The sequence below is a fragment of the Mesorhizobium sp. CNPSo 4661 genome, from assembly GCF_057784215.1.
Genome location: NZ_JBWGIO010000015.1, coordinates 17,246 through 36,117 on the forward strand (window position 1 = coordinate 17,246; position 18,872 = coordinate 36,117).

Sequence of the window (18,872 nt, forward strand, 5' to 3'; positions counted from 1 at the left end):
TGCCGGGCATCTCCCCCTCAAGGGGGGAGATTGGCAGCTTCAGCGCCGCCTCCTTTTGTTCGACGTTGGTGGTTGGCGAAGGCCTGCGTGACGATCAATCTCCCCCCTTGAGGGGGAGATGGCCGGCAGGCCAGAGAGGGGGGCCTCACGCCTACCTTAACGGCAAAGCCTCACTGCGCCGGCACCTTGTCGAGGAAGCCGGTGACGCTCTTCAACCGACCGTCCTCGATGAGGCCGATATCGGTGCCTTCGATGACGGACTCGACACCCTCCGGCCCCAGGTTCCACGAGAAGCGGATTTGGTCCGCGAAACCGTCTGGCTGACCCTTCAGCGAGAAACGGAAGCCGGCAAAGCGCTGCTGCACACCGTCGATAAGTGCCGCGACGCCGTCATGGCCGTCGCCCTGCATGACAGGGTCGCGATAGCTGACATCCTTGGTGAAGGCCACTTCGAGCAGCGCCTTGCGGCGGGCCGCATCGCTCTCGTTCCAGGCGGTGATGTAGTTGCGGGCGATCGTGTTGAGGTCGGTCATTGTCAGGTTCCTTCGTTGGATCGTTTCGACATGACCCTTTTCGCCCCGCAAAAGAGTGAAACCAATTACGCCTGAGGTAATCGGGCGAAGCCATCTTGGAGAGGAAGGAAACCATGAGCAGCGGATTTTTCGGCGACATCGAGACAATCAAATATGAGGGGCCGGATTCGACCAATCCGCTGGCCTATCGCTATTACAACCCTGATGAGGTGGTGGCCGGCAAGCGGCTGGAAGACCATCTGCGCTTCGCCGTCGCCTACTGGCATTCCTTCGCATGGCCGGGCGGCGACCCGTTCGGCGGCCAGACCTTCGACCGGCCCTGGTTCGCCAAGCCGGGCGGCGTCGACACGATGGAACTGGCCAAGCTCAAGGCCGACGTCGCCTTCGAGATGTTCTCGCTGCTTGGCGCGCCCTATTTCTGCTTCCACGACGCCGACGTGCGCCCGGAGGGCAAGGATTTTTCGGAGAGCGCCGCGCGGCTCGACGAGATCACCGACTATTTCGCAACCAAGATGAGAGAGACCGGCGTCAAGTTGCTCTGGGGCACGGCAAACCTCTTCTCGCACCGCCGCTTCATGTCGGGCGCGGCCACCAATCCCGATCCGGATGTGTTCGCTTATGCGGCGGCGACGGTGAAGAGCTGCATCGACGTCACCAAGAAGCTCAAGGGCGAGAACTATGTGCTGTGGGGCGGGCGCGAGGGCTATGAGACCTTGCTCAACACCGACCTTGCGCGTGAGCAGGAGCAGGCCGGCCGTTTCCTCAACATGGTCGTCGATTACAAGCACAAGATCGGCTTCAAGGGCACGATCCTGATCGAGCCGAAGCCGCAGGAGCCGACCAAGCACCAGTATGACTACGACGTCGCCACGGTTTACGGCTTCCTCAAGCGCTTCGGGCTGGAGAAGGAAGTCAAGCTCAACATCGAGCAGGGCCACGCGATTCTCGCCGGCCATTCCTTCGAGCATGAGCTGGCCTTGGCCAATGCGCTTGGCGTCTTCGGCTCGATCGACATGAACCGCAACGACTACCAGTCGGGCTGGGACACCGACCAGTTCCCCAACAACGTGCCGGAAATGGCTTTGGCCTATTACCAGGTCCTGCAGGGCGGCGGCTTCAAGACCGGCGGCACCAATTTCGATGCCAAGCTCCGGCGCCAGTCGCTCGACCCGGACGATCTCCTGATCGGCCATATCGGCGGCATGGACGCCTGCGCTCGCGGTCTCAAGGCCGCCGCCAAGATGATCGAGGACAAGGCGCTGTCCGGCCCGCTCGCCGAACGCTACGCCGGCTGGAACACGGCCGAAGGCAAGGCGATGCTGTCCGGCAAGCGCACGCTTGAGGAGATCGCCGAACGCGTGGTGAAGAAGAAGATCGAGCCGCAGCCGCGCTCCGGCCGGCAGGAATTGCTCGAAAACATCGTCAACCGCTACGTCTGACCGATCGGAACTCTGAAATCTGCCGCGTGCGGACGAAAAGCCGCCGCGGCATTTTCTTTTCGAGAGCGCATAAGCGCGCCTGGAATCGACTTGCCGCAAAACAAGTTCGGCTGACAAAACTTTGTCCCGCGCTGCCCCTCAATGACCTCGTTCTTGCCTTCAAACAGCCGTCACGGATCTCGTATAAAGATGCCTCCTGTGGCGGGTGAAGAAGAAGGAGGCGAACCGATATGCAGCACGAACGCGAAATCGACGCCCTGCTCTCTCCTAGCGAGGCTGGTTCGATCATCGATCGGCTGATGGCGCTGCCGCATTCGAAAGACGGCGGCCGCAGGACAAATGAATGGGATCGCGCGGTCGTCGCGCGTCTCGAAACGGCGCTCGCCAAGAGCATGCGCTCGCGCATTGACGGCGAAAGCCGCGACGCCGCCTGATACGCCCTGACGGTTTGACGATCGGGGGCTGTTTCTCCATCCTGCAGCGATGATACGCGCGGTGCTCCTGGACCTTCTGGGTGTCGTCTATGACGGCGACACCCCGATAGCAGGTGCTGTTGCAGCCATCGAACGTCTGCGCGAGGCGGGCTTGCCGCTTCGCTTCGTCAGCAACACGACGCGCTCGCCGCGCAAGAGAATCATCGCGCAGCTCGCCGCCATGGGCATAAGAGTTGGCGACGAAGAATTGCTGACGCCGGCGCGCGCCGCCGTCGAATGGCTGCGCAGGCATGACCGCCGACCGCATCTGCTCGTCCATCCCGACCTTGAGACCGAGTTCTCCGGGTTGGAAGGCGGAAGCGGGCGTGCCGTCGTCGTCGGCGATGCCGGCGAGGCCTTCGACCATGCCAGCCTCAACCGCGCCTTCCGTGAACTGGTCGCCGGCGCTGATTTCCTGGCGCTTGCCGTCAACCGCACCTTCAAGGACGCCGATGGCCTGCTCAGCCTCGACACCGGCGCCTTCGTCGCGGCACTGGAATTCGCCAGCGGCCGCAGCCCTGTCGTGCTCGGCAAGCCGTCGCCGGATTTCTTCCTGTCGGCGCTTACCGGTTTGAACTGCCCGGCGGCCGATGCGGTGATGGTCGGCGACGATGCCGAAAGCGATGTCGCCGGCGCATTGCGCGCGGGGCTTGGTGCGGCACTGCTCGTGCGGACCGGCAAATATCGCCCCGGCGACGAAACGCGCTTCGATCCGGCGCCTACCGCTGTGGTCGACGATCTTGCGGCAGCGACCGACTGGATACTTAAAGCAGGTCGCGTGAAAAAGAATTCACGCGACCTGCTTTAAGTTTTTGATTTTAAGCATGTCTTTGTCCCGAAACCGGGCCCACTTTCGGGAGACATGCATTAAAGCACGTCGCGCTGAAGCGGATTCAGGCGACGTGCTTTAAGCCTTTGTTTGATGCATGTCGTTGTCCCAAAACCGCTTCGCACTTTTGGGCGACATGCATTAGCCGCGCCGCAGCCTGACCGGCGCTTCGCCGAACGCTCTTGAAAATGCCCTGGAAAATGCCGCGGCGGACGAAAAGCCGGTACGCCCGGCAATATCCGCCATGGCGATACGCGTATCCACCACCAGGCGGCGGGCGGCGCTGAGACGCAGCCTTAGATAATAGGCACCCGGCGTTTCGCCGATCGACTTGCGAAAAATGCTCTCCAGCGTCCGCGCCGTCACGCCGGCGCGCCTGGCCACGGCGTCGATGGTGAGCGGCTGGTCGACATGCGCTTCCATCAGCCGGATCGCCTGGGCGAGCCTTGGATCATAGCCGTCGAGCCGGCCGAGCGAGACCAGCGGCTGCGCGTCGGTCGCGGCGCGCGCCTGGTCGTAGATGAAGACGCTCGCCACATCGAGCGCGGCGGCCATGCCGAGCCTGGTTCTGACCAGATGCAGCATCAGGTCGAAGGTTGGCGAGGCGCCGCCGGAGGTGAAGACCGGCCCGTCGATGACATAGCGGTCCGGCCGCACGTCGACGCCCGGAAAGGCGGCGGAAAAATCCTCCATATCCTCCCAATGCGTGGTGGCGCTGCGGCCTTCGAGCAGGCCGGCGCGCGCCACCAGCCAGGTGCCAGCCTCGACACCGCCGCAGGCGCGGGCCGCGCGCGCCGCCCTGCGCAGGCCCGCAAGCAGCGCCGACGTGGCGTAGTTCTGCGTACCGAAGCCGGCGACGACCACCAGCATGTCGGTCGACTCGGTGGCATCGAAGCGGCCGCTGACCGCCACCGGCAGGCCGCACGTGGTCACCGGCGCCTCGCCGGTGACCGAGACCAGCTTGAAATCGAACAGCGTCTCGCCCGAAATGCGGTTGGCGGCGCGCAACGGGTCGACAGCGGAAGCGACGCACATGATCGACGAGCCCGAAAACACCAGGAACGTCACCTTGAGTGTTTCGCGTTCGGATCGAAAGATGGTCGGTTTTTCGCTTTTGATCATGAGGTCTTCGTAAAACGCAAAACAGTTTCCGGCAAGTCGGGCATTCTTGATGAATTCCTGTGCATGCCGTGCCGTTGTCGGCTCACGCTTCTGGGTGGCATGCTTGGCCGATCGAATCTGGGAGGATCAAGATGCCGCTTGCGATGAACCGCGAGGTCTTCATTACCTGTGCCGTGACCGGCTCCGGCGGCACGCAGGACCGCAGCCCGCATGTGCCGCGCTCGCCCAAGCAGATCGCCGATTCGGCGATCGACGCGGCCAAGGCTGGCGCCGCGATCGTCCACTGCCACGTGCGCGACCCGGAGACCGGCAAGCCCAGGCGCGACGTGCATCTCTATCGCGAGGTGACCGAGCGCATCCGCGAGGCCAATGTCGACGTGGTGCTGAACCTCACCGCCGGCATGGGCGGCGACATGGTGTTCGGCTCGACCGAGGCGCCGCTGCCGCTCAACGAGAAGGGCACCGACATGGGCGGCGCCACCAACCGCATCGAGCATGTGCGCCAGTGCCTGCCGGAGATCTGCACGCTGGATTGCGGCACGATGAATTTCAACGAGGCAGACTATGTGATGACCAACACGCCCGGCATGCTGCGCGCCATGGGCGGCATGATGACGGCGCTGGGCGTCAAGCCGGAGATCGAGGCCTTCGACACTGGACATCTGTGGTTCGCCAAGCAGCTGGTCGAGGAAAAGGTACTCAACCCGGATGCGCTGGTGCAGCTTTGCATGGGGGTGCCGTGGGGCGCGCCGGACGACCTCAACACCTTCATGGCGATGGTCAACAACGTGCCCTCGACCTGGAACTGGTCGGCCTTCTCGATCGGCCGCAACCAGATGGCCTATGCGGCGGCGGCCGTGCTTGCCGGCGGCAATGTCCGCGTCGGGCTGGAAGACAATCTGTGGCTCGACAAGGGCGTGCTGGCGACCAACGCGCAGCTGGTCGAACGCGCGGCCAGCATCGTCACCAATCTCGGCGCCCGCATCCTCGGGCCGGAGGAAGTGCGCAAGAAGCTCAACCTCACCAAGCGGGCGCCCCTAGCTGTCGCGGCTTGAGCGGGAGCTGAGAATGGCTACCGTCAAATTCACCGCGATGAAGGACGGCGACAAGGAAGACTACGAATTCCTGACCGCCCATGAGATCGACTACGCCGCCAGGACCGGCGATCGGCTGCTCGATGCGCTCGTGCAGCTGGACGAGGGTCTTTCCGGCTACAAGATCACCCGTCTCGGCCATTCGCTGCAGGCGGCGACGCGCGCCTGGCAGGACGGCGCCGACACCGACTGGATCGTCTCAGCGCTGCTGCATGACATCGGCGACATCTACGCGCCCTACAATCACGACGAATATGCGGCTGCGATCCTGAAACCCTTCGTGCGCGAGCAATGCACCTGGGTGGTGGAAAAGCACGGCGACTTCCAGCGCCTCTATTACGCGCACCACCTGGGCGGCAACCGGCACGCGCGCGAGCGCTTCGCCGGCCATCCTTATTTCGACGACTGCGACCGGTTCTGCGAGCGCTGGGACCAGTCGAGCTTCGATCCCGACTACGAGACGCTGCCGGTCGAGTTCTTCCGGCCCTTCGTGCTCGAAGTCTTCGCCCGCAAGGCCTACGACCCGGCGGTGATCCGCGCCGGCGAGCGCGTGGCCCTCACCAACCTCGATACAGCCAAGATCAGAACCGGAGCCTGACAAGCATGAGCATCATCAACAAGGCGGCCGCAATCGGCGGCGGTGTCATCGGCGCCGGCTGGGTGGCGCGGCTGCTCTTGAACGGCATCGACGTATCGATCTTCGATCCCGATCCGGAAGCGTCGCGCAAAGTAGGCGAGGTGATGAAGGGCGCGCGCCGCGCCTATAAGCAGATGCTGCCCGGCGGCCTGCCCAAGGAAGGCAAGCTCACCTACGCCAAGACCATCGCCGAGGCGGTGGCCGATGCCGATTTCATCCAGGAAAGCGTGCCGGAGCGGCTCGACCTCAAGCACAGGGTGCTGGCCGAGATCGACGCGCATGCGCCGGCCAATGCCATCGTCGGCTCGTCCACTTCCGGCATCAAGCCGACCGACATGCAGGTGGCGATGAAGAAGCATCCGGAGCGACTGGTGGTCGGCCATCCGTTCAACCCGGTCTATCTGCTGCCGCTGGTCGAGATCGTCGGCGGCGAGCAGACCTTTCCGGAAGCGATCGAGGTCGCCAAGGAGCTCTACGCCTCGATCGGCATGAAGCCGGTGGTGGTGCGCAAGGAGATCGAGGCCTTCGTCGGCGACCGCCTGCTCGAAGCCGCCTGGCGCGAGGCGCTGTGGCTGGTCAAGGACGGCATCTGCACCGTCGAGGAACTCGACGACATCATGCGCTATTCGTTCGGCCTTCGCTGGGCGCAGATGGGCATGTTCCAGGTCTATCGCGTCGCCGGCGGCGAGGCAGGCATGCGCCACTTCATGGCGCAGTTCGGACCCTGCCTGAAATGGCCGTGGACCAAGCTGATGGACGTGCCGGAGTTCAACGACGAGCTGGTCGACCTGATCGCCACCCAGTCGGACGAGCAGGCGCACGGCCTGTCGATCCGCGAGCTGGAGAATATCCGCGACGACAATCTGGTCGCGATCATGGAAGCGCTGTCGAAGCAGAACAAGGGCAAGGGCTGGGGCGCCGGCGCGCTGCACAAGGACTATACCAGGCAGCTCGCCAAGCTGGCGGCGAAGAAAGCCCCCGCCACGGCTCCCGCAAAGACCAAGGCGACCAAGCCGGCGAAGAAAGCCGCAAAGCCGGCAAAGGCTGAAAAACCCGCCAAGGCCGACAAGGCGAAGAAGAGCAAGAAGAAGGGCTGAGGCGATGGATTTCGGTCTTTCGGAAGAACAGAAGCTCATCGTCGAGACGACACGGGCCTTCGTCGAGAACGAGCTTTACCCGCATGAGCGCGAGGTGGAGCGCACCGGCGAACTGCGCCGCGAGCTGATCGACGAATTGAAGGCCAAGGCGATCGAAGCCGGGCTCTACGCCGCCAACATGCCGGCCGATGTCGGCGGCGCGGGCCTCGATACGGTAAGCTGGCTGCTCTATGAGAAGGAGCTCGGCCGCGCCAATTACGCGCTGCACTGGACCTGCGTGGCGCGCCCGTCCAACATCCTGCTCGCCGGCACGCCGGAGCAGCGCGAGAAGTACCTCTTCCCCTGCATCCGCGGCGAGAAATGGGACTGCCTGGCGATGACCGAGCCGGGCGCCGGCTCAGACCTGCGCGGCATGAAGGCGACCGCGGTGCAGGACGGGTCCGACTGGGTGCTCAACGGCACCAAGCACTTCATCTCCCATGCCGACATCGCCGACTTCGCCATCGTGTTCATGGCCTCGGGCGAGGAGGATTCGCCGCGCGGCAAGCGCAAGAAGATCACCGCCTTCTTCGTCGACAAGGGCAGCAAGGGTTTTTCGGTGCGCGACGGCTACCGCAATGTCTCGCATCGCGGCTACACCAACTCGATTCTGGAGTTCGACGACTGTCGGCTGCCGGCTTCACAGGTGCTCGGCGAAGTGCACAAGGGCTTCGACGTCGCTAATTCCTGGCTCGGCGCCACGCGGCTGCAGGTCGGCGCGACCTGCCTCGGCCGCGCCGAGCGCGCACTGTCGCACGCCATCGAATATGCCGCGCAGCGCCAGCAGTTCGGCCAGCAGATCGGCAAGTTCCAGGGCGTTTCGTTCAAGCTCGCCGACATGGCGACGGAACTGAAGGCCGCCGACCTGATGGTCTTCGAAGCCGGCTGGAAGTACGATCAGGGCACCGTCACCGACCAGGACATGGCGATGGCCAAGCTGAAGGCCACCGAGATGCTGGCCTTCGTCGCCGACGAAGCCATCCAGATCCATGGCGGCATGGGGCTGATGGACGACCTGCCGCTGGAGCGCATCTGGCGCGATGCGCGCGTCGAGCGAATCTGGGAAGGCACCTCGGAGATTCAGCGACATATTATTTCGCGGGCGCTGCTGCGTCCGTTCGGAGCCTAGGGCATGATGCGCCAAAGCCAGGATCCGGCTTTGGACGGGATCGTGCTCAAACGAAAAGATGGCCATGCATAAACTCGAACGTCTCCTGCGCCCGAAATCGATCGCCGTGTTCGGCGGGGCGCAGGCCGCCGCCGTCGTGGCGCAATCGATCAAGATGGGCTTTGCCGGCGAAATCTGGCCGGTGCATCCGACCAAGGACGAGGTCGCCGGACGCAAGGCGTACCGCTCCGTCGCCGATCTGCCCGGAGCGCCGGACGCCGCCTTTGTTGGCGTCAACCGGCATCTCACCATCGAGGTGATCAAGGCGCTGGCAGAACGCGGCGCCGGCGGCGCCGTCTGCTTTGCCGCGGGCTTCCTCGAGACCGAGGCCTATGACGAGGACGGCGAGCGGCTGCAGGCGGAGCTCGTCACTGCTGCCGGCGATATGCCGATCATCGGCCCGAACTGCTACGGCCTCATCAATTACGCCGACGGCGCGCTTTTGTGGCCCGACCAGCATGGCGGGATCAGGCTGCCGGAGGGCGGCAAGGGTGTGGCCATCATCACCCAGTCATCCAACATCGCCATCAACATGACGATGCAAAAGCGCGGCCTGCCGATCGCCTTCCTGATGACGGCCGGCAACCAGGCGCAGACCGGCCTTTCGGAAATGGCGTTGGGCCTGATCGAGGACGAGCGCGTCACCTCGCTCGGCCTGCATATCGAGGCCTTCGACTCGGTAGCCGGCTTCGAGAGGCTGGCGGCGCGGGCACGCGAGCTGAAGAAGCCGATCATCGCCATGAAGGTCGGGCGGTCCGAACAGGCGCGACAGGCGACGGTGTCGCACACCGCCTCGCTCGCCGGCTCGGACGCCGCCTCCGGTGCGTTCCTGAAGCGGCTCGGCATCGCGCGTGTCGATTCCATTCCGGCCTTCATCGAGGCGCTGAAACTCCTGCACATCACCGGTCCGTTGCCCGGCTACAGGCTGTCGTCGATGAGTTGCTCGGGCGGCGAGGCCTCCGTGATGGCCGACAGCGCCGAAGGGCGCTGGGTGCATTTCCCGGCGCTCACCGATCAGCACCGCGCGCATGTGAAATCGACGCTCGGGCCGCTGGTCGCGGTCGCCAATCCGCTCGACTACCACACCTTCATCTGGAACAACGAGCCGGCGATGACGGCCACCTTCACCGCCATGGTGTCGGGCGGTTTCGACCTCAACATGCTGGTGCTCGACTTTCCGCGCCCGGATCGCTGCTCGGACGTCGACTGGTGGGCGACGCTGCGCGCCTTCGAGGCGGCGCTGAAGACCAACGAGGCGCAAGGCGCGATCGTCTCCTCGCTGCCGGAAAACCTGCCCGAGGAATACACCGCCGGGCTGATGGCGCGCGGCATGGTACCATTGTTCGGCATCTCGGAGGCGATGGATGCCGCCGGAGCTGCGGCCTTTATTGGCTGGGCCTGGGCTGAACCGCAGGCGCAGCCGGTCGACACCACGGCGGCGGGTGCGGCCGAAGCCAAGCGTGTCACGCCGGACGAGGCCGAGGCCAAGGAGAGGCTGATCAAGGCCGGCCTGCCGGTGCCGAAGGGCGAGCGCGCTTCCAACGCGGTCGAGGCGGTGATCTCGTCCATGGCGCTGGGTTTCCCGGTGGCGCTGAAGGCGCTCGGCGTGACGCACAAGTCGGAGGTCGGCGCGGTCAGGCTGAACCTCAAGGACGCCGAATCCGTCAGCACCGCGGCGCACGACCTTCTGCCGCTCGGCACCGGGCTCTATGCCGAGCGCATGGTGCGCGACGGCGTCGCCGAGCTGATCGTCGGCTTCACCCGCGACCCGATGTTTGGCGCCGTCATGACGCTTGGCACCGGCGGCGTGCTGGTCGAGCTCCTGCGTGACAGCGTCACCCTGATGCTGCCGGCGACGCGCGACGACATCGAGGCGGCATTGCGTGGGCTCAAGCTCTATCCCTTGCTCGAAGGCTATCGCGGCCGGCCGAAGGCCGACGTCAACGCCGCCATCGACGCCATCGCCGGCATTGCCGACTTCGTGCAGAAGAACGAAGGCGAGATCGAGGAGCTAGACATCAACCCGCTGATCGTCTGCGCCGAAGGCAAGGGCGCCTGGATCGCGGACGCCCTGCTAGTGCTTGGAGAAAAGAAGAATGGCTGACGTCATCACCACCCGCCGCGAAGGCACGATCCTGGAGGTCACGCTCGACCGGCCGAAGGCCAACGCCATCGACCTGAAGACGTCGCGGCTGATGGGCGAGACTTTCAAGGCATTCCGCGATGATCCCGACCTGCGCGTCGCCATCGTCAAGACGGCCGGCGACAAGTTCTTCAGCGCCGGCTGGGACCTGAAGGCGGCGGCGGGCGGCGACGCGGTCGACGGCGACTATGGCGTCGGCGGCTTTGCCGGGCTGCAGGAGTTGCGCGACCTCAACAAGCCGGTGATCGCCTGCGTCAACGGCATGGCAGTGGGCGGCGGCTTCGAGTTGGCGCTGTCCTGCGACCTCATCTATGCCTCGGACCATTCCTCCTTCGCGCTGCCCGAGATCCGCGCCGGCACGCTGGCCGACGCAGCCACCATCAAGCTGCCGAAGCGCATTCCCTACCACATCGCCATGGACCTCCTGTTCACCGGCCGCTGGATGGATGTCGCCGAGGCGCATCGCTGGGGCCTGGTCAACGAAGTGCTGCCCAAGGACAAGCTCGAGGAGCGTGTCTGGGAGATCGCAAGATTGCTCGCCGGCGGCCCGCCGCTGGTTTTCGCGTCGATCAAGGAGACGGCGCGCGTGGCCGAGGCACTGACCTTCCAGGACGCCATGAACAAGGTGACGCGCCGGCAGTTGCCGACGGTCGATGTTCTCTACGGGTCGGAGGACAATATGGAAGGGTTCCGGGCCTTCGCCGAAAAGCGCGACCCGGTGTGGAAGGGTCGATAACGTCGGAGATGACGGCGCCAGGCCCCCCTCTCTGCCCTGCCGGGCATCTCCCCCTCAAGGGGGGAGATTGGCAGCTTCTGACCCGGCGCATTTCCTGGGACGTAGGAGATTGGCGAAAGCCTTGGCGACATCTGATCTCCCCCCTTGAGGGGGAGATGTCCGGCAGGACAGAGAGGGGGGCCTGGGCGCCGTCATCTAGAGTTGGCCACCCTTCATGACCGACTACAAAACCCTGATCGATGCCGAGACCTGGGCCTTCATCGAGAAGACCAACGCCTATTATCCGCCTGATACGATCGACTACACGATCACCCAGCAGCGCGCGATCTACGACCGGATGTGCCGGGAATTCTTTGCCGGCTACCCGCAAGGCGTGAGCGCCGAGACAACGACCATCGCCGACGGCGTGCCGGTCCGCATCTACCGCAACGCGGCGCCGAACAAAGCCGCGATGGTGCTCTACATCCATGGCGGCGGCTTCATCCTTGGCGGGCTGGACAGCCATGACGATGTCTGCGCCGAGCTTTGCGCGCGCACCGGCTATGAGGTGGTCTCGGTCGACTACCGGCTGGCGCCGGAGCATCTGCATCCGGCCGCTTTCGACGACGCGATGGACGCCTTCGAATGGGCCGCCAGGACCTACGATCGCCCCGTCGTGCTTTGCGGCGACAGCGCCGGCGGCAATCTCTGCGCCGCGGTCGCGCACGCAACGCGGGGCCATGTGAAGAAGCCAGCCGGCCAGATGCTGATCTATCCCGGCCTCGGCGGCGACCACTCAAACGGCTCCTACGTCACGCATGCCGAGGCGCCGATGCTCACCGTGCGCGACCTCGACTTCTACAAGCATATCCGCACCGGCGGCGGCGTGGACCGTACCGGCGACATCACGCTCTACCCGCTTGCCGATGCCGACTTCGCCTATCTGCCGCCGACGGTGCTGATCACCGCGCAGTGCGACCCACTGTCGTCCGACGGCGAGGCCTATCGCGACCGCATCGTCGCAGCCGGCGGACACGCCACCTGGTTCGAGGAGCCGGGCCTGGTGCATGGCTACCTCAGAGCCCGGCACATGGTCGGCCGGGCACGGACGAGCTTCACCCGCATCGTCGAGGCGGTATCGGCCCTCGGCCGGGGCGACTGGATCTGGTAACGCCGCTAGAGCTTTTCACCGTTTCACGGAAACGGCGAACCGCTCTATCTCCTTTTGGCGCAATTTCGGACGGAAAACCGCTCACACTTTTCCTGAAATTGCTCTAGCGGCCGGGAACGCGTTCCGCTCCGCTATCCTGACGTGAACCTTTCCACGCCGGCCGGCGACTGATGGCCAGGCGCCGCAATGATGCGGCCCGGAAAGGGAAAGCCCCATGACCAGAAACCCAGAGACTCCACGGTCTCCGGGAACAACGGGAGCCCAGCGCGATCACCGCCTTCGGGACGGGGTCGACGCGCTGGGCTTTCGGCTGATTCCGTTGACCCTGCCCAGGAGCAGGCGTATCGTTACGCGGAGGAAAGCAGACAATTCGATCGGGGAAGAACGTGCCGCAACGCCGCGACTTGCCCTGGTTGGCGCGGTAGGGCGGGACGTCCCTCCCAGCGGCTTCGGGGGGAGTTCAATGTCTTGCTCGTTCGTGCCCACGCGCGCATCCCGTTTGCGCCGCGCAATCAAGGCAACCAGCGGAATTCTTGCTTTGGCATTGAGCGCCGGCCTCTGGTTCGGCAGCGCCGCCCAGGCGCAGGAAACCCAGATCATCTATCCCGGCTCGATGGCGGTCACCGGCTTCCCGGGCACCGTTATCCCCGGTTTCGACCAAGGCCTGCCGCCCGGCGTCGACCCGGTTGATGAAACGTTTATCGACACATCGCGCGCGACGTTGCGCGTTTTCGACGTCTCGCATCTGGGCGGCCCGGCCTCGGGCCAGCTCGTCAACACGCCGCCGCCCTTCGAGGTGACGGCCGGCCAGATCGGCGAGGTGTTCGGCCTCACCTATGACGACGGCGTGCGCGATGGCATACCGTCGGGCATCCCCAACCTTTATGCCGCCGCGACCTCGTTGCATGGCGTCGAGATCGTCACGCCCGACGCCGACGATGACGGGCGTCCGGAGCGGCAGCGTCGCGGCACCGCGGGCGCTGCCTTCATGGACGGCCAGTTCGGCACCGAGAATGGCGGCGGACCAGGCACGATCTGGAAGATCGACGGCATCACCGGCGCCGTCTCGAAATTCGCCGACATCGACACCAACAGCGGGCCGGGCATCGGCAACCTCGCCTTCGACCCGATCCACCGCCAATTCTTCGCCTCGGACCTCGACACCGGCCTCATCCACCGCATCGACGCCAGCGGCCATCTGATCGACACGTTCGACCATGGTGTCGCCGGCCGCCCGGCGCATGGGCTTGGTCCCGTCGCCGACGACGGCGCCGTCATGGACATCCAGGGCGCCGCCTTCGACACCGAAGATCCCGAGACCTGGGGCTATACGCAGGACGAGCGCCGCGTCTGGGCGGTCTCCTATCATGGCGGCCGGCTCTATTATTCGGTCGGCGAAAAGTCCGAGATCTGGTCGGTCGGCATCGCGCGCGACGGCACGTTCGCCGGCGATCCGCGCTGGGAACTGACGGTCAAGGCCGACAAGGACTATGCCGTCACCGACATCGCCTTCGACAACAAGGGCTTCATGTATCTGGCCCAGCGCGGCCCGGTCGAAAACCGTTACGATTACAGCCGCTTCGCCGATTCCGGCAAAGGCGAGCTGATCCGCTACTGGCGCGAGGACCCGGATGATCCGGCGACGGAATCGGCCTGGGTCGAGGTGCCGCAGGAATATGCGGTCGGCTTCCCGCAAGGCAACCGCCAGTCGGCCGGCGGGGTCGATCTGCAATATGGCTATGACGCCGAAGGCAATCTCGACACCTCCGTCTGTACCGACACTGTCGACAACACCGGCGACAAGCTGCGCGACAACCCCGAGCTTGCCGAGCGGCTCGCCGCCGGCGGGCCGCTTGCCGTGCATGGCGTGCAGCTGACGCCGAGCGCGCTGGTCAAGCCGGCCAACGTGCCGCCCTTCGGCTCGTGGTTCGTCGATTTCGACGGCTATTTCGAAGACCCTGAGGTCGAAGGCCATGTCGGCGACGTCAGGGTCTGGCGCCCCTGCGAGGGCCGCGCCGGCTACTATGAGGAAATCCCGGGCGGCTATCTGCCTCCCTTCTACCCGCCGGACTTCCCACCGCCCGGCAACCTGCCACCCTGCGTGGATGTCGAGGACGTGCAGTATTACTGCACGCCGCGCGGCCTCCAGGCCGATCTCTATCTCCATGACCATGCCGGCTTTGGCGGCGATTCGATCAAGGCGCAGTCCGGGACGCCCGGCGTCGGGGTGACAACCCCCATGTCGCATGTTCCGGGCAGGCCCTACACGATCGATATCACCGGCCATTATCCTGGCGACACCGTCAATGTCGGGCTTTGCTTCTATCGCAAGTCCGACCAGGACAAGGGTGGCTACTACCCTTGCTGCAAGATGACGCTGCCGCTCAGAACGCCAGCCGTCAGCTGCGAACGTTGAGGGAGGGACAGATGGACAATCTCGCCCTTTCCCGCCTCGCCTCACGCAAAACCGTCATGGAGACGATCATGAAACCCCTGTCATACGCCAGGCGCGGCGCGCGCTGGCTGATGGCGGCCGGTATCGCGGTCGCCATGATGCCGGCCCTGCCGGCGCTTGCCGACGACACCGCGCCGGCCAAGCTTGTGGAAGTTGCCGGGCCGGAGCCCAGGCTCGACCTGGACAACCCGCGCATCGTCAACCCCGAACCCGGCCGCATCGTGCCCTTCTTCACCAAGACGGGCGGCCAGCGAAGCTGCGACTATGTTTCCTACACGCTGACTTTCGGTCTGCGCGGCAGCGAACAGGCTTTCGCCAATCCGGCTTTGGTCAACGCGTTGAAGAACGCCAAGATCGAGTTCAAGGACCAGCTACCGCATGGCCTGAAGATCGTCAGCGTGCATGTGACGGGCGACGGCACGGACGGCTCCGGCGGCGCGCTGCCGGCGGCCACGATCAGCAGCTCGGCCAATCCCGACGATACGGCGACGGTGTCCGACTTCCGGATTTCCGCCACCGATCTCGACGGCTCGGGCGCGCCGAACGAACGCGTCATCACCTTCCAGATCCTGGCCAAGATCGACCGGGCGGCGTTTCCCGCGCCGGCCAATGTCGACAATCAGGGCCTGATCAAGGTGACAGTCGGAGCCGGCCCGGGGACCATCATCCCGTCGCAGGATCCGAGCAAGCCGGATGACGGCGACTTCCTCACCGGCGCCAAGACGACGATCCATATCGACGTCACCAAGTGCAACCCGCCACCACCACCCGGCAAGGAATGCTTCAAGGTCGAGCGCGGCACGGTCGACTGCGTGCCCGGCGGCGGCGCCTTCATCTATCACATGCCGGTCGGTCCGGAGATGGGCGGCAAGTGGGTGCAGGTGTCGACGACGACGCCCGGCATCGCCATCGTGCCCGCCATGCAGAAAGTGCCGGCCGGCGGCGGCGTGCTGAACTGGAAGATCATCGGCGCTTCGCCCGGCGAGGCCATCCACCTCATCGTCACCGGCATAGAGGGTTACGCCGGACCGAAAGAAGGCTGGGGGCTCTGCTGCACGCAGGTGATAGACATCGTCATCCCGCGCGATCTGAGGTGCCCGCCGAAGGACAAGGAGCCGGACCTCAAGGTCGAGAAGCATGCCGACGTGCCGCGATGCACGATGGCCGGCGGCTGCGACTTCACCATCACTGTCACCAATGTCGGCGATGCGCCCTATAACGGCAAGATCGTGCTCGACGAGGTGACGCTGCCGGCAGGCTCCGTGCTGACCTCCGGGCCGAATGCGCCCTGGGTCTGCGTGCCCGGCACGACGCCGATGACCTGCACCTATCCGGTGACGACGCTCAACCCCGGCGCCTCCGTCAACCTCAAGCTCGGCTTCAAGCCGGCAGGCGGATGGCAGGGCAGCGTGCTGCGCAACTGCGCCGCCTATGACTACGACGCCAGCGGCAAGCCGCTGTTCGGCAGCCAGCTCAACGACCGCGGCTGCGCCTCGATCCCGATCTGCCGCCGTGGCGACCGCGATCCGCAGTGCAACCCGGTCGAAAAGAAGGTGGACCTGATCCTGAAGAAGCGCGCCCGCATCCCGGTCTGCACGGCCGACGGCGTCTGCTACTTTGTGATCGACATCATCAACAACGGCACCAACACCTATAACGGGCCGCTGACGGTGATCGACAACTACCCCGGCGGCGCACCCACCTCGTCGACCTTCGGGCCGAGCCCGCCATGGACCTGCGGACCGAATGGGCCTGGACAGTTCCGTTGCGACAATGCGGGCATCTCGCTGACTCCGGGCGCCTCGACGCCGATCGTGGTCAAGGCGGTGATGCCGGCAAACTACCGGCCGGATACGGTGGAGAACTGCGCCGAGGTGAAGGCCATTCCCGGCGAGGTCGACCTCGCCAACAACAAGGCCTGCGCCACCGAGCGCATCCGCCATCCGAATGGCGGCCGGCCCGGCCTGCGCATCACCAAGGAATGCGGCGGCGATCGACTCATTGCCGCCGGGCGGGTCTCTTGCCGCATCACCGTCACCAATGCCGGCACCGCGGCCCCCACCGGACCGGTGCGGGTCAATGACGCCGCGACGCTGGTGTCGGGGGGTGCTCCGGTGCAAATCCAGACCGTGGCCCCCGACGGCGCGGAGTGGAGCTGCGGACCAGTGCCTGCCAACACGCTGTCGTGCCAGATTCCAGGCGCCGTGATGACGCCCGGAACCTCCAGGCACTTCGACGTGACGGTAAGCGGCAACGGCGCGTTCGAGAACTGCGCGCGCGGCTCCTACGGGCCGGCGCCGGGCGACGACATCGTCTACCCGATCGGCCAGGCTTGCGCGAAGGGCGGCGGCGCCTCGACCATCCGGGTCGAGAAGACCGGCGATGCCGAGTGCCAGCCCGGCCAGCCATGCTCGTTCGAGATCACCATCACAAATGACGGGCCGAATCCCTTCTCCGGTCCGGTCCGCATCGGCGATGCGATCGGCGTGGAGGGCCTCGGCCGGCTGGAAGGCGTTGAGATCAGCTCGATCGATCCGCCGTTCGGCTGCTCGCCGGAACCGACGACGCTGCCGGCGTCCTGCATCGCCAACCTGACGCTGGGGGCCGGCGAGAGCCACACCCACCACGTCACCGTGATCCTTCCTGATGACGGGCGCCTCGCCAATCTGCAGGGAACGGTCAACGGGCAGAACTGCGTCGGCGTGCTGCCCCCGAACACACCGGTGCAGGGCGGCGAGGTGCTGTCGCGCGACCTGACCACCAACCAGGGCGATCGCGGCAAGGCCTATGCGTGCCACCCCTTCACCATCAGGCACGAGGTGAAGAACCAGTGCTCGTTTGGGCTGGTGCTGAACTCGGCCGGCCGCTGCGTCTGCCCGGAAGGTACTATCTTCCGCAACGGCCAATGTTCGGGTGTTGGGGGCACGGGTGGCGGCACCAAGCTCCTGCCTCTCCCGCCACCACCGCGCTGCGTCCTGCTGCAGGGCCAGATCCGGACCGAGGACGGACGCTGCGTCTGCCCGCGCGGCACGGAGCTGGAAAACGGCAAATGCGTGCGGGGCGAACAGCCGCAGGAGCCGCAGTGCACGCTGCGTCCCGGCCAGTACCGCGACCAGGACGGCAACTGCGTGTGCCGCCGTGGCGAGCTGGTGGACGGCGTCTGCCAGGTCGTTCCGCCGAAATGCACGGTGCGCGGCGCGGTGCCGACTTCGGACGGCAATGGCTGCACTTGCCCGGACGGCACGCATCTCGACCGGGTAGCCAAGGCCTGCGTACCCGACAGGCAGCCGCCTGCCCAGTGCCGCATCCGCGGTCAGTCCCGCAATGCCGATGGCGATTGCGTCTGCCCGAGCCGCATGGAAGTCCGTGACGGCGCCTGCCGGCCGGTCGTGTCGAGGCAATGCCCGATACGCGGCCAGGTGCGCGACGCCAACGGCAACTGCGCCTGCCCGGACGGCCTGGAGGTGCAGGGCAAAGCCTGCAGGCCGCCAAGGCCGAAGCAGGAGCAGTGCACCATTCGCGGTCAGGTCCACAACAAGCGGGGCGACTGCGTCTGCCCGCGCGGGACCGAAATCCGCGACGGCGCCTGCCGCAAGCCACAGCAGGAATGCGCGCCGGGCTCGCGCGTTGTCGACGGCCAGTGCCAGCCGATACTGACCAGGCGGCGCTGCCCGGTCGGGACGACGGGACTATTCCCGGACTGCACGCCGATCCGCAGGCGGCCGGGCGTCGAGATCAACCCCGGCATCCTGCTCAACCCGAACGTGCTGCAGCAACTGGTGCCGCAGCGCCAGCCGCGGCGCGTGCTGCAGGATCCGGCGGGCGCCAACATCCAAAACTTCAAGCCGTAATCTTGCGGCTCAAGACCCAGACCCGCCGGAGCGATCCGGCGGGTTTTCTTTCACAAAGACAAGCTGCGGGCAGGCGGGCGAGTGTGCCTGTCGAAAACATGCTTCC

14 protein-coding genes are annotated in these 18,872 nt (G+C 65.5%); 12 read left to right on the forward strand and 2 right to left on the reverse strand.

Features of this window, described 5'->3' with window-relative positions; translation table 11 throughout:
• Nucleotides 1–170: 170 nt before the first annotated feature.
• Nucleotides 171–533, reverse strand: coding sequence for a nuclear transport factor 2 family protein (locus AC0YKC_RS22540; protein WP_488512627.1), 363 nt, complete (start codon nt 531–533; stop codon nt 171–173).
• 113 nt (nt 534–646) lie between these two features.
• On the opposite strand from AC0YKC_RS22540, the gene xylA reads away from it, so the two are divergent.
• From xylA to AC0YKC_RS22555, 3 genes are all read left to right on the forward strand, one after another.
• Nucleotides 647–1,972 carry a xylose isomerase gene (xylA, locus tag AC0YKC_RS22545; RefSeq protein WP_488512629.1) on the forward strand — a complete coding sequence of 442 codons (1,326 nt, stop codon included), beginning with the start codon at nt 647–649 and terminating at the stop codon, nt 1,970–1,972.
• Between the two features lie 230 nt (nt 1,973–2,202).
• On the forward strand, nt 2,203–2,406 hold the full coding sequence (locus AC0YKC_RS22550) for a hypothetical protein (RefSeq protein ID WP_488512630.1): 204 nt from the start codon (nt 2,203–2,205) through the stop codon (nt 2,404–2,406).
• 61 nt (nt 2,407–2,467) lie between these two features.
• Nucleotides 2,468–3,253 (forward strand): TIGR01458 family HAD-type hydrolase, encoded by a 786-nt coding sequence (locus AC0YKC_RS22555; protein ID WP_488512631.1) that lies wholly within the window; start codon nt 2,468–2,470, stop codon nt 3,251–3,253.
• A gap of 162 nt (nt 3,254–3,415) precedes the next feature.
• Here AC0YKC_RS22555 and AC0YKC_RS22560 read toward each other — a convergent pair whose 3' ends face one another.
• Complete coding sequence (locus AC0YKC_RS22560) at nt 3,416–4,396, reverse strand: GlxA family transcriptional regulator (protein ID WP_488512632.1); 981 nt, start codon at nt 4,394–4,396, stop codon at nt 3,416–3,418.
• Between the two features lie 131 nt (nt 4,397–4,527).
• Between AC0YKC_RS22560 and bcoG the strand changes: the two genes are divergently transcribed.
• From bcoG to AC0YKC_RS22605, 9 genes are all read left to right on the forward strand, one after another.
• Nucleotides 4,528–5,451: a 3-dehydrocarnitine:acetyl-CoA trimethylamine transferase BcoG gene (gene bcoG, locus AC0YKC_RS22565; RefSeq protein WP_320294129.1), complete on the forward strand. Its 924-nt coding sequence runs from the start codon at nt 4,528–4,530 to the stop codon at nt 5,449–5,451.
• 13 nt (nt 5,452–5,464) lie between these two features.
• Nucleotides 5,465–6,088 (forward strand): HD domain-containing protein, encoded by a 624-nt coding sequence (locus AC0YKC_RS22570; RefSeq protein WP_488512633.1) that lies wholly within the window; start codon nt 5,465–5,467, stop codon nt 6,086–6,088.
• Between the two features lie 5 nt (nt 6,089–6,093).
• Nucleotides 6,094–7,224, forward strand: a complete 1,131-nt coding sequence (locus tag AC0YKC_RS22575) for a carnitine 3-dehydrogenase (protein WP_488512636.1) — start codon at nt 6,094–6,096, stop codon at nt 7,222–7,224.
• 4 nt (nt 7,225–7,228) lie between these two features.
• The gene (locus AC0YKC_RS22580; RefSeq protein ID WP_320294126.1) at nt 7,229–8,392 is read left to right on the forward strand and encodes an acyl-CoA dehydrogenase family protein; all 1,164 of its coding nucleotides are present in this window, start codon (nt 7,229–7,231) and stop codon (nt 8,390–8,392) included.
• A gap of 64 nt (nt 8,393–8,456) precedes the next feature.
• Nucleotides 8,457–10,535, forward strand: coding sequence for an acetate--CoA ligase family protein (locus AC0YKC_RS22585; RefSeq protein WP_320294125.1), 2,079 nt, complete (start codon nt 8,457–8,459; stop codon nt 10,533–10,535).
• On the forward strand, nt 10,528–11,310 hold the full coding sequence (locus AC0YKC_RS22590; protein WP_488512638.1) for a carnitinyl-CoA dehydratase: 783 nt from the start codon (nt 10,528–10,530) through the stop codon (nt 11,308–11,310). The genes AC0YKC_RS22585 and AC0YKC_RS22590 overlap by 8 nt, the downstream gene beginning before the upstream one ends.
• Before the next feature lie 214 nt (nt 11,311–11,524).
• Nucleotides 11,525–12,460 (forward strand): alpha/beta hydrolase, encoded by a 936-nt coding sequence (locus AC0YKC_RS22595; RefSeq protein WP_488512639.1) that lies wholly within the window; start codon nt 11,525–11,527, stop codon nt 12,458–12,460.
• A gap of 463 nt (nt 12,461–12,923) precedes the next feature.
• The gene (locus AC0YKC_RS22600) at nt 12,924–14,876 is read left to right on the forward strand and encodes a hypothetical protein (RefSeq protein ID WP_488512640.1); all 1,953 of its coding nucleotides are present in this window, start codon (nt 12,924–12,926) and stop codon (nt 14,874–14,876) included.
• A gap of 11 nt (nt 14,877–14,887) precedes the next feature.
• Nucleotides 14,888–18,766, forward strand: a complete 3,879-nt coding sequence (locus AC0YKC_RS22605; protein WP_488512641.1) for a DUF7929 domain-containing protein — start codon at nt 14,888–14,890, stop codon at nt 18,764–18,766.
• Nucleotides 18,767–18,872: the final 106 nt, after the last annotated feature.

Coding starts and splice junctions, on each gene's coding strand:
- xylA (WP_488512629.1), top strand. CDS start 647: ATGAGCAGCGGATTTTTCGGCGACATCGAGACAATCAAATATGAGGGG.
- AC0YKC_RS22575 (WP_488512636.1), top strand. CDS start 6,094: ATGAGCATCATCAACAAGGCGGCCGCAATCGGCGGCGGTGTCATCGGC.
- AC0YKC_RS22550 (WP_488512630.1), top strand. CDS start 2,203: ATGCAGCACGAACGCGAAATCGACGCCCTGCTCTCTCCTAGCGAGGCT.
- AC0YKC_RS22605 (WP_488512641.1), top strand. CDS start 14,888: ATGGACAATCTCGCCCTTTCCCGCCTCGCCTCACGCAAAACCGTCATG.
- AC0YKC_RS22595 (WP_488512639.1), top strand. CDS start 11,525: ATGACCGACTACAAAACCCTGATCGATGCCGAGACCTGGGCCTTCATC.
- AC0YKC_RS22570 (WP_488512633.1), top strand. CDS start 5,465: ATGGCTACCGTCAAATTCACCGCGATGAAGGACGGCGACAAGGAAGAC.
- AC0YKC_RS22540 (WP_488512627.1), bottom strand. CDS start 533: ATGACCGACCTCAACACGATCGCCCGCAACTACATCACCGCCTGGAAC.
- bcoG (WP_320294129.1), top strand. CDS start 4,528: ATGCCGCTTGCGATGAACCGCGAGGTCTTCATTACCTGTGCCGTGACC.
- AC0YKC_RS22580 (WP_320294126.1), top strand. CDS start 7,229: ATGGATTTCGGTCTTTCGGAAGAACAGAAGCTCATCGTCGAGACGACA.
- AC0YKC_RS22585 (WP_320294125.1), top strand. CDS start 8,457: ATGCATAAACTCGAACGTCTCCTGCGCCCGAAATCGATCGCCGTGTTC.
- AC0YKC_RS22560 (WP_488512632.1), bottom strand. CDS start 4,396: ATGATCAAAAGCGAAAAACCGACCATCTTTCGATCCGAACGCGAAACA.
- AC0YKC_RS22600 (WP_488512640.1), top strand. CDS start 12,924: ATGTCTTGCTCGTTCGTGCCCACGCGCGCATCCCGTTTGCGCCGCGCA.
- AC0YKC_RS22590 (WP_488512638.1), top strand. CDS start 10,528: ATGGCTGACGTCATCACCACCCGCCGCGAAGGCACGATCCTGGAGGTC.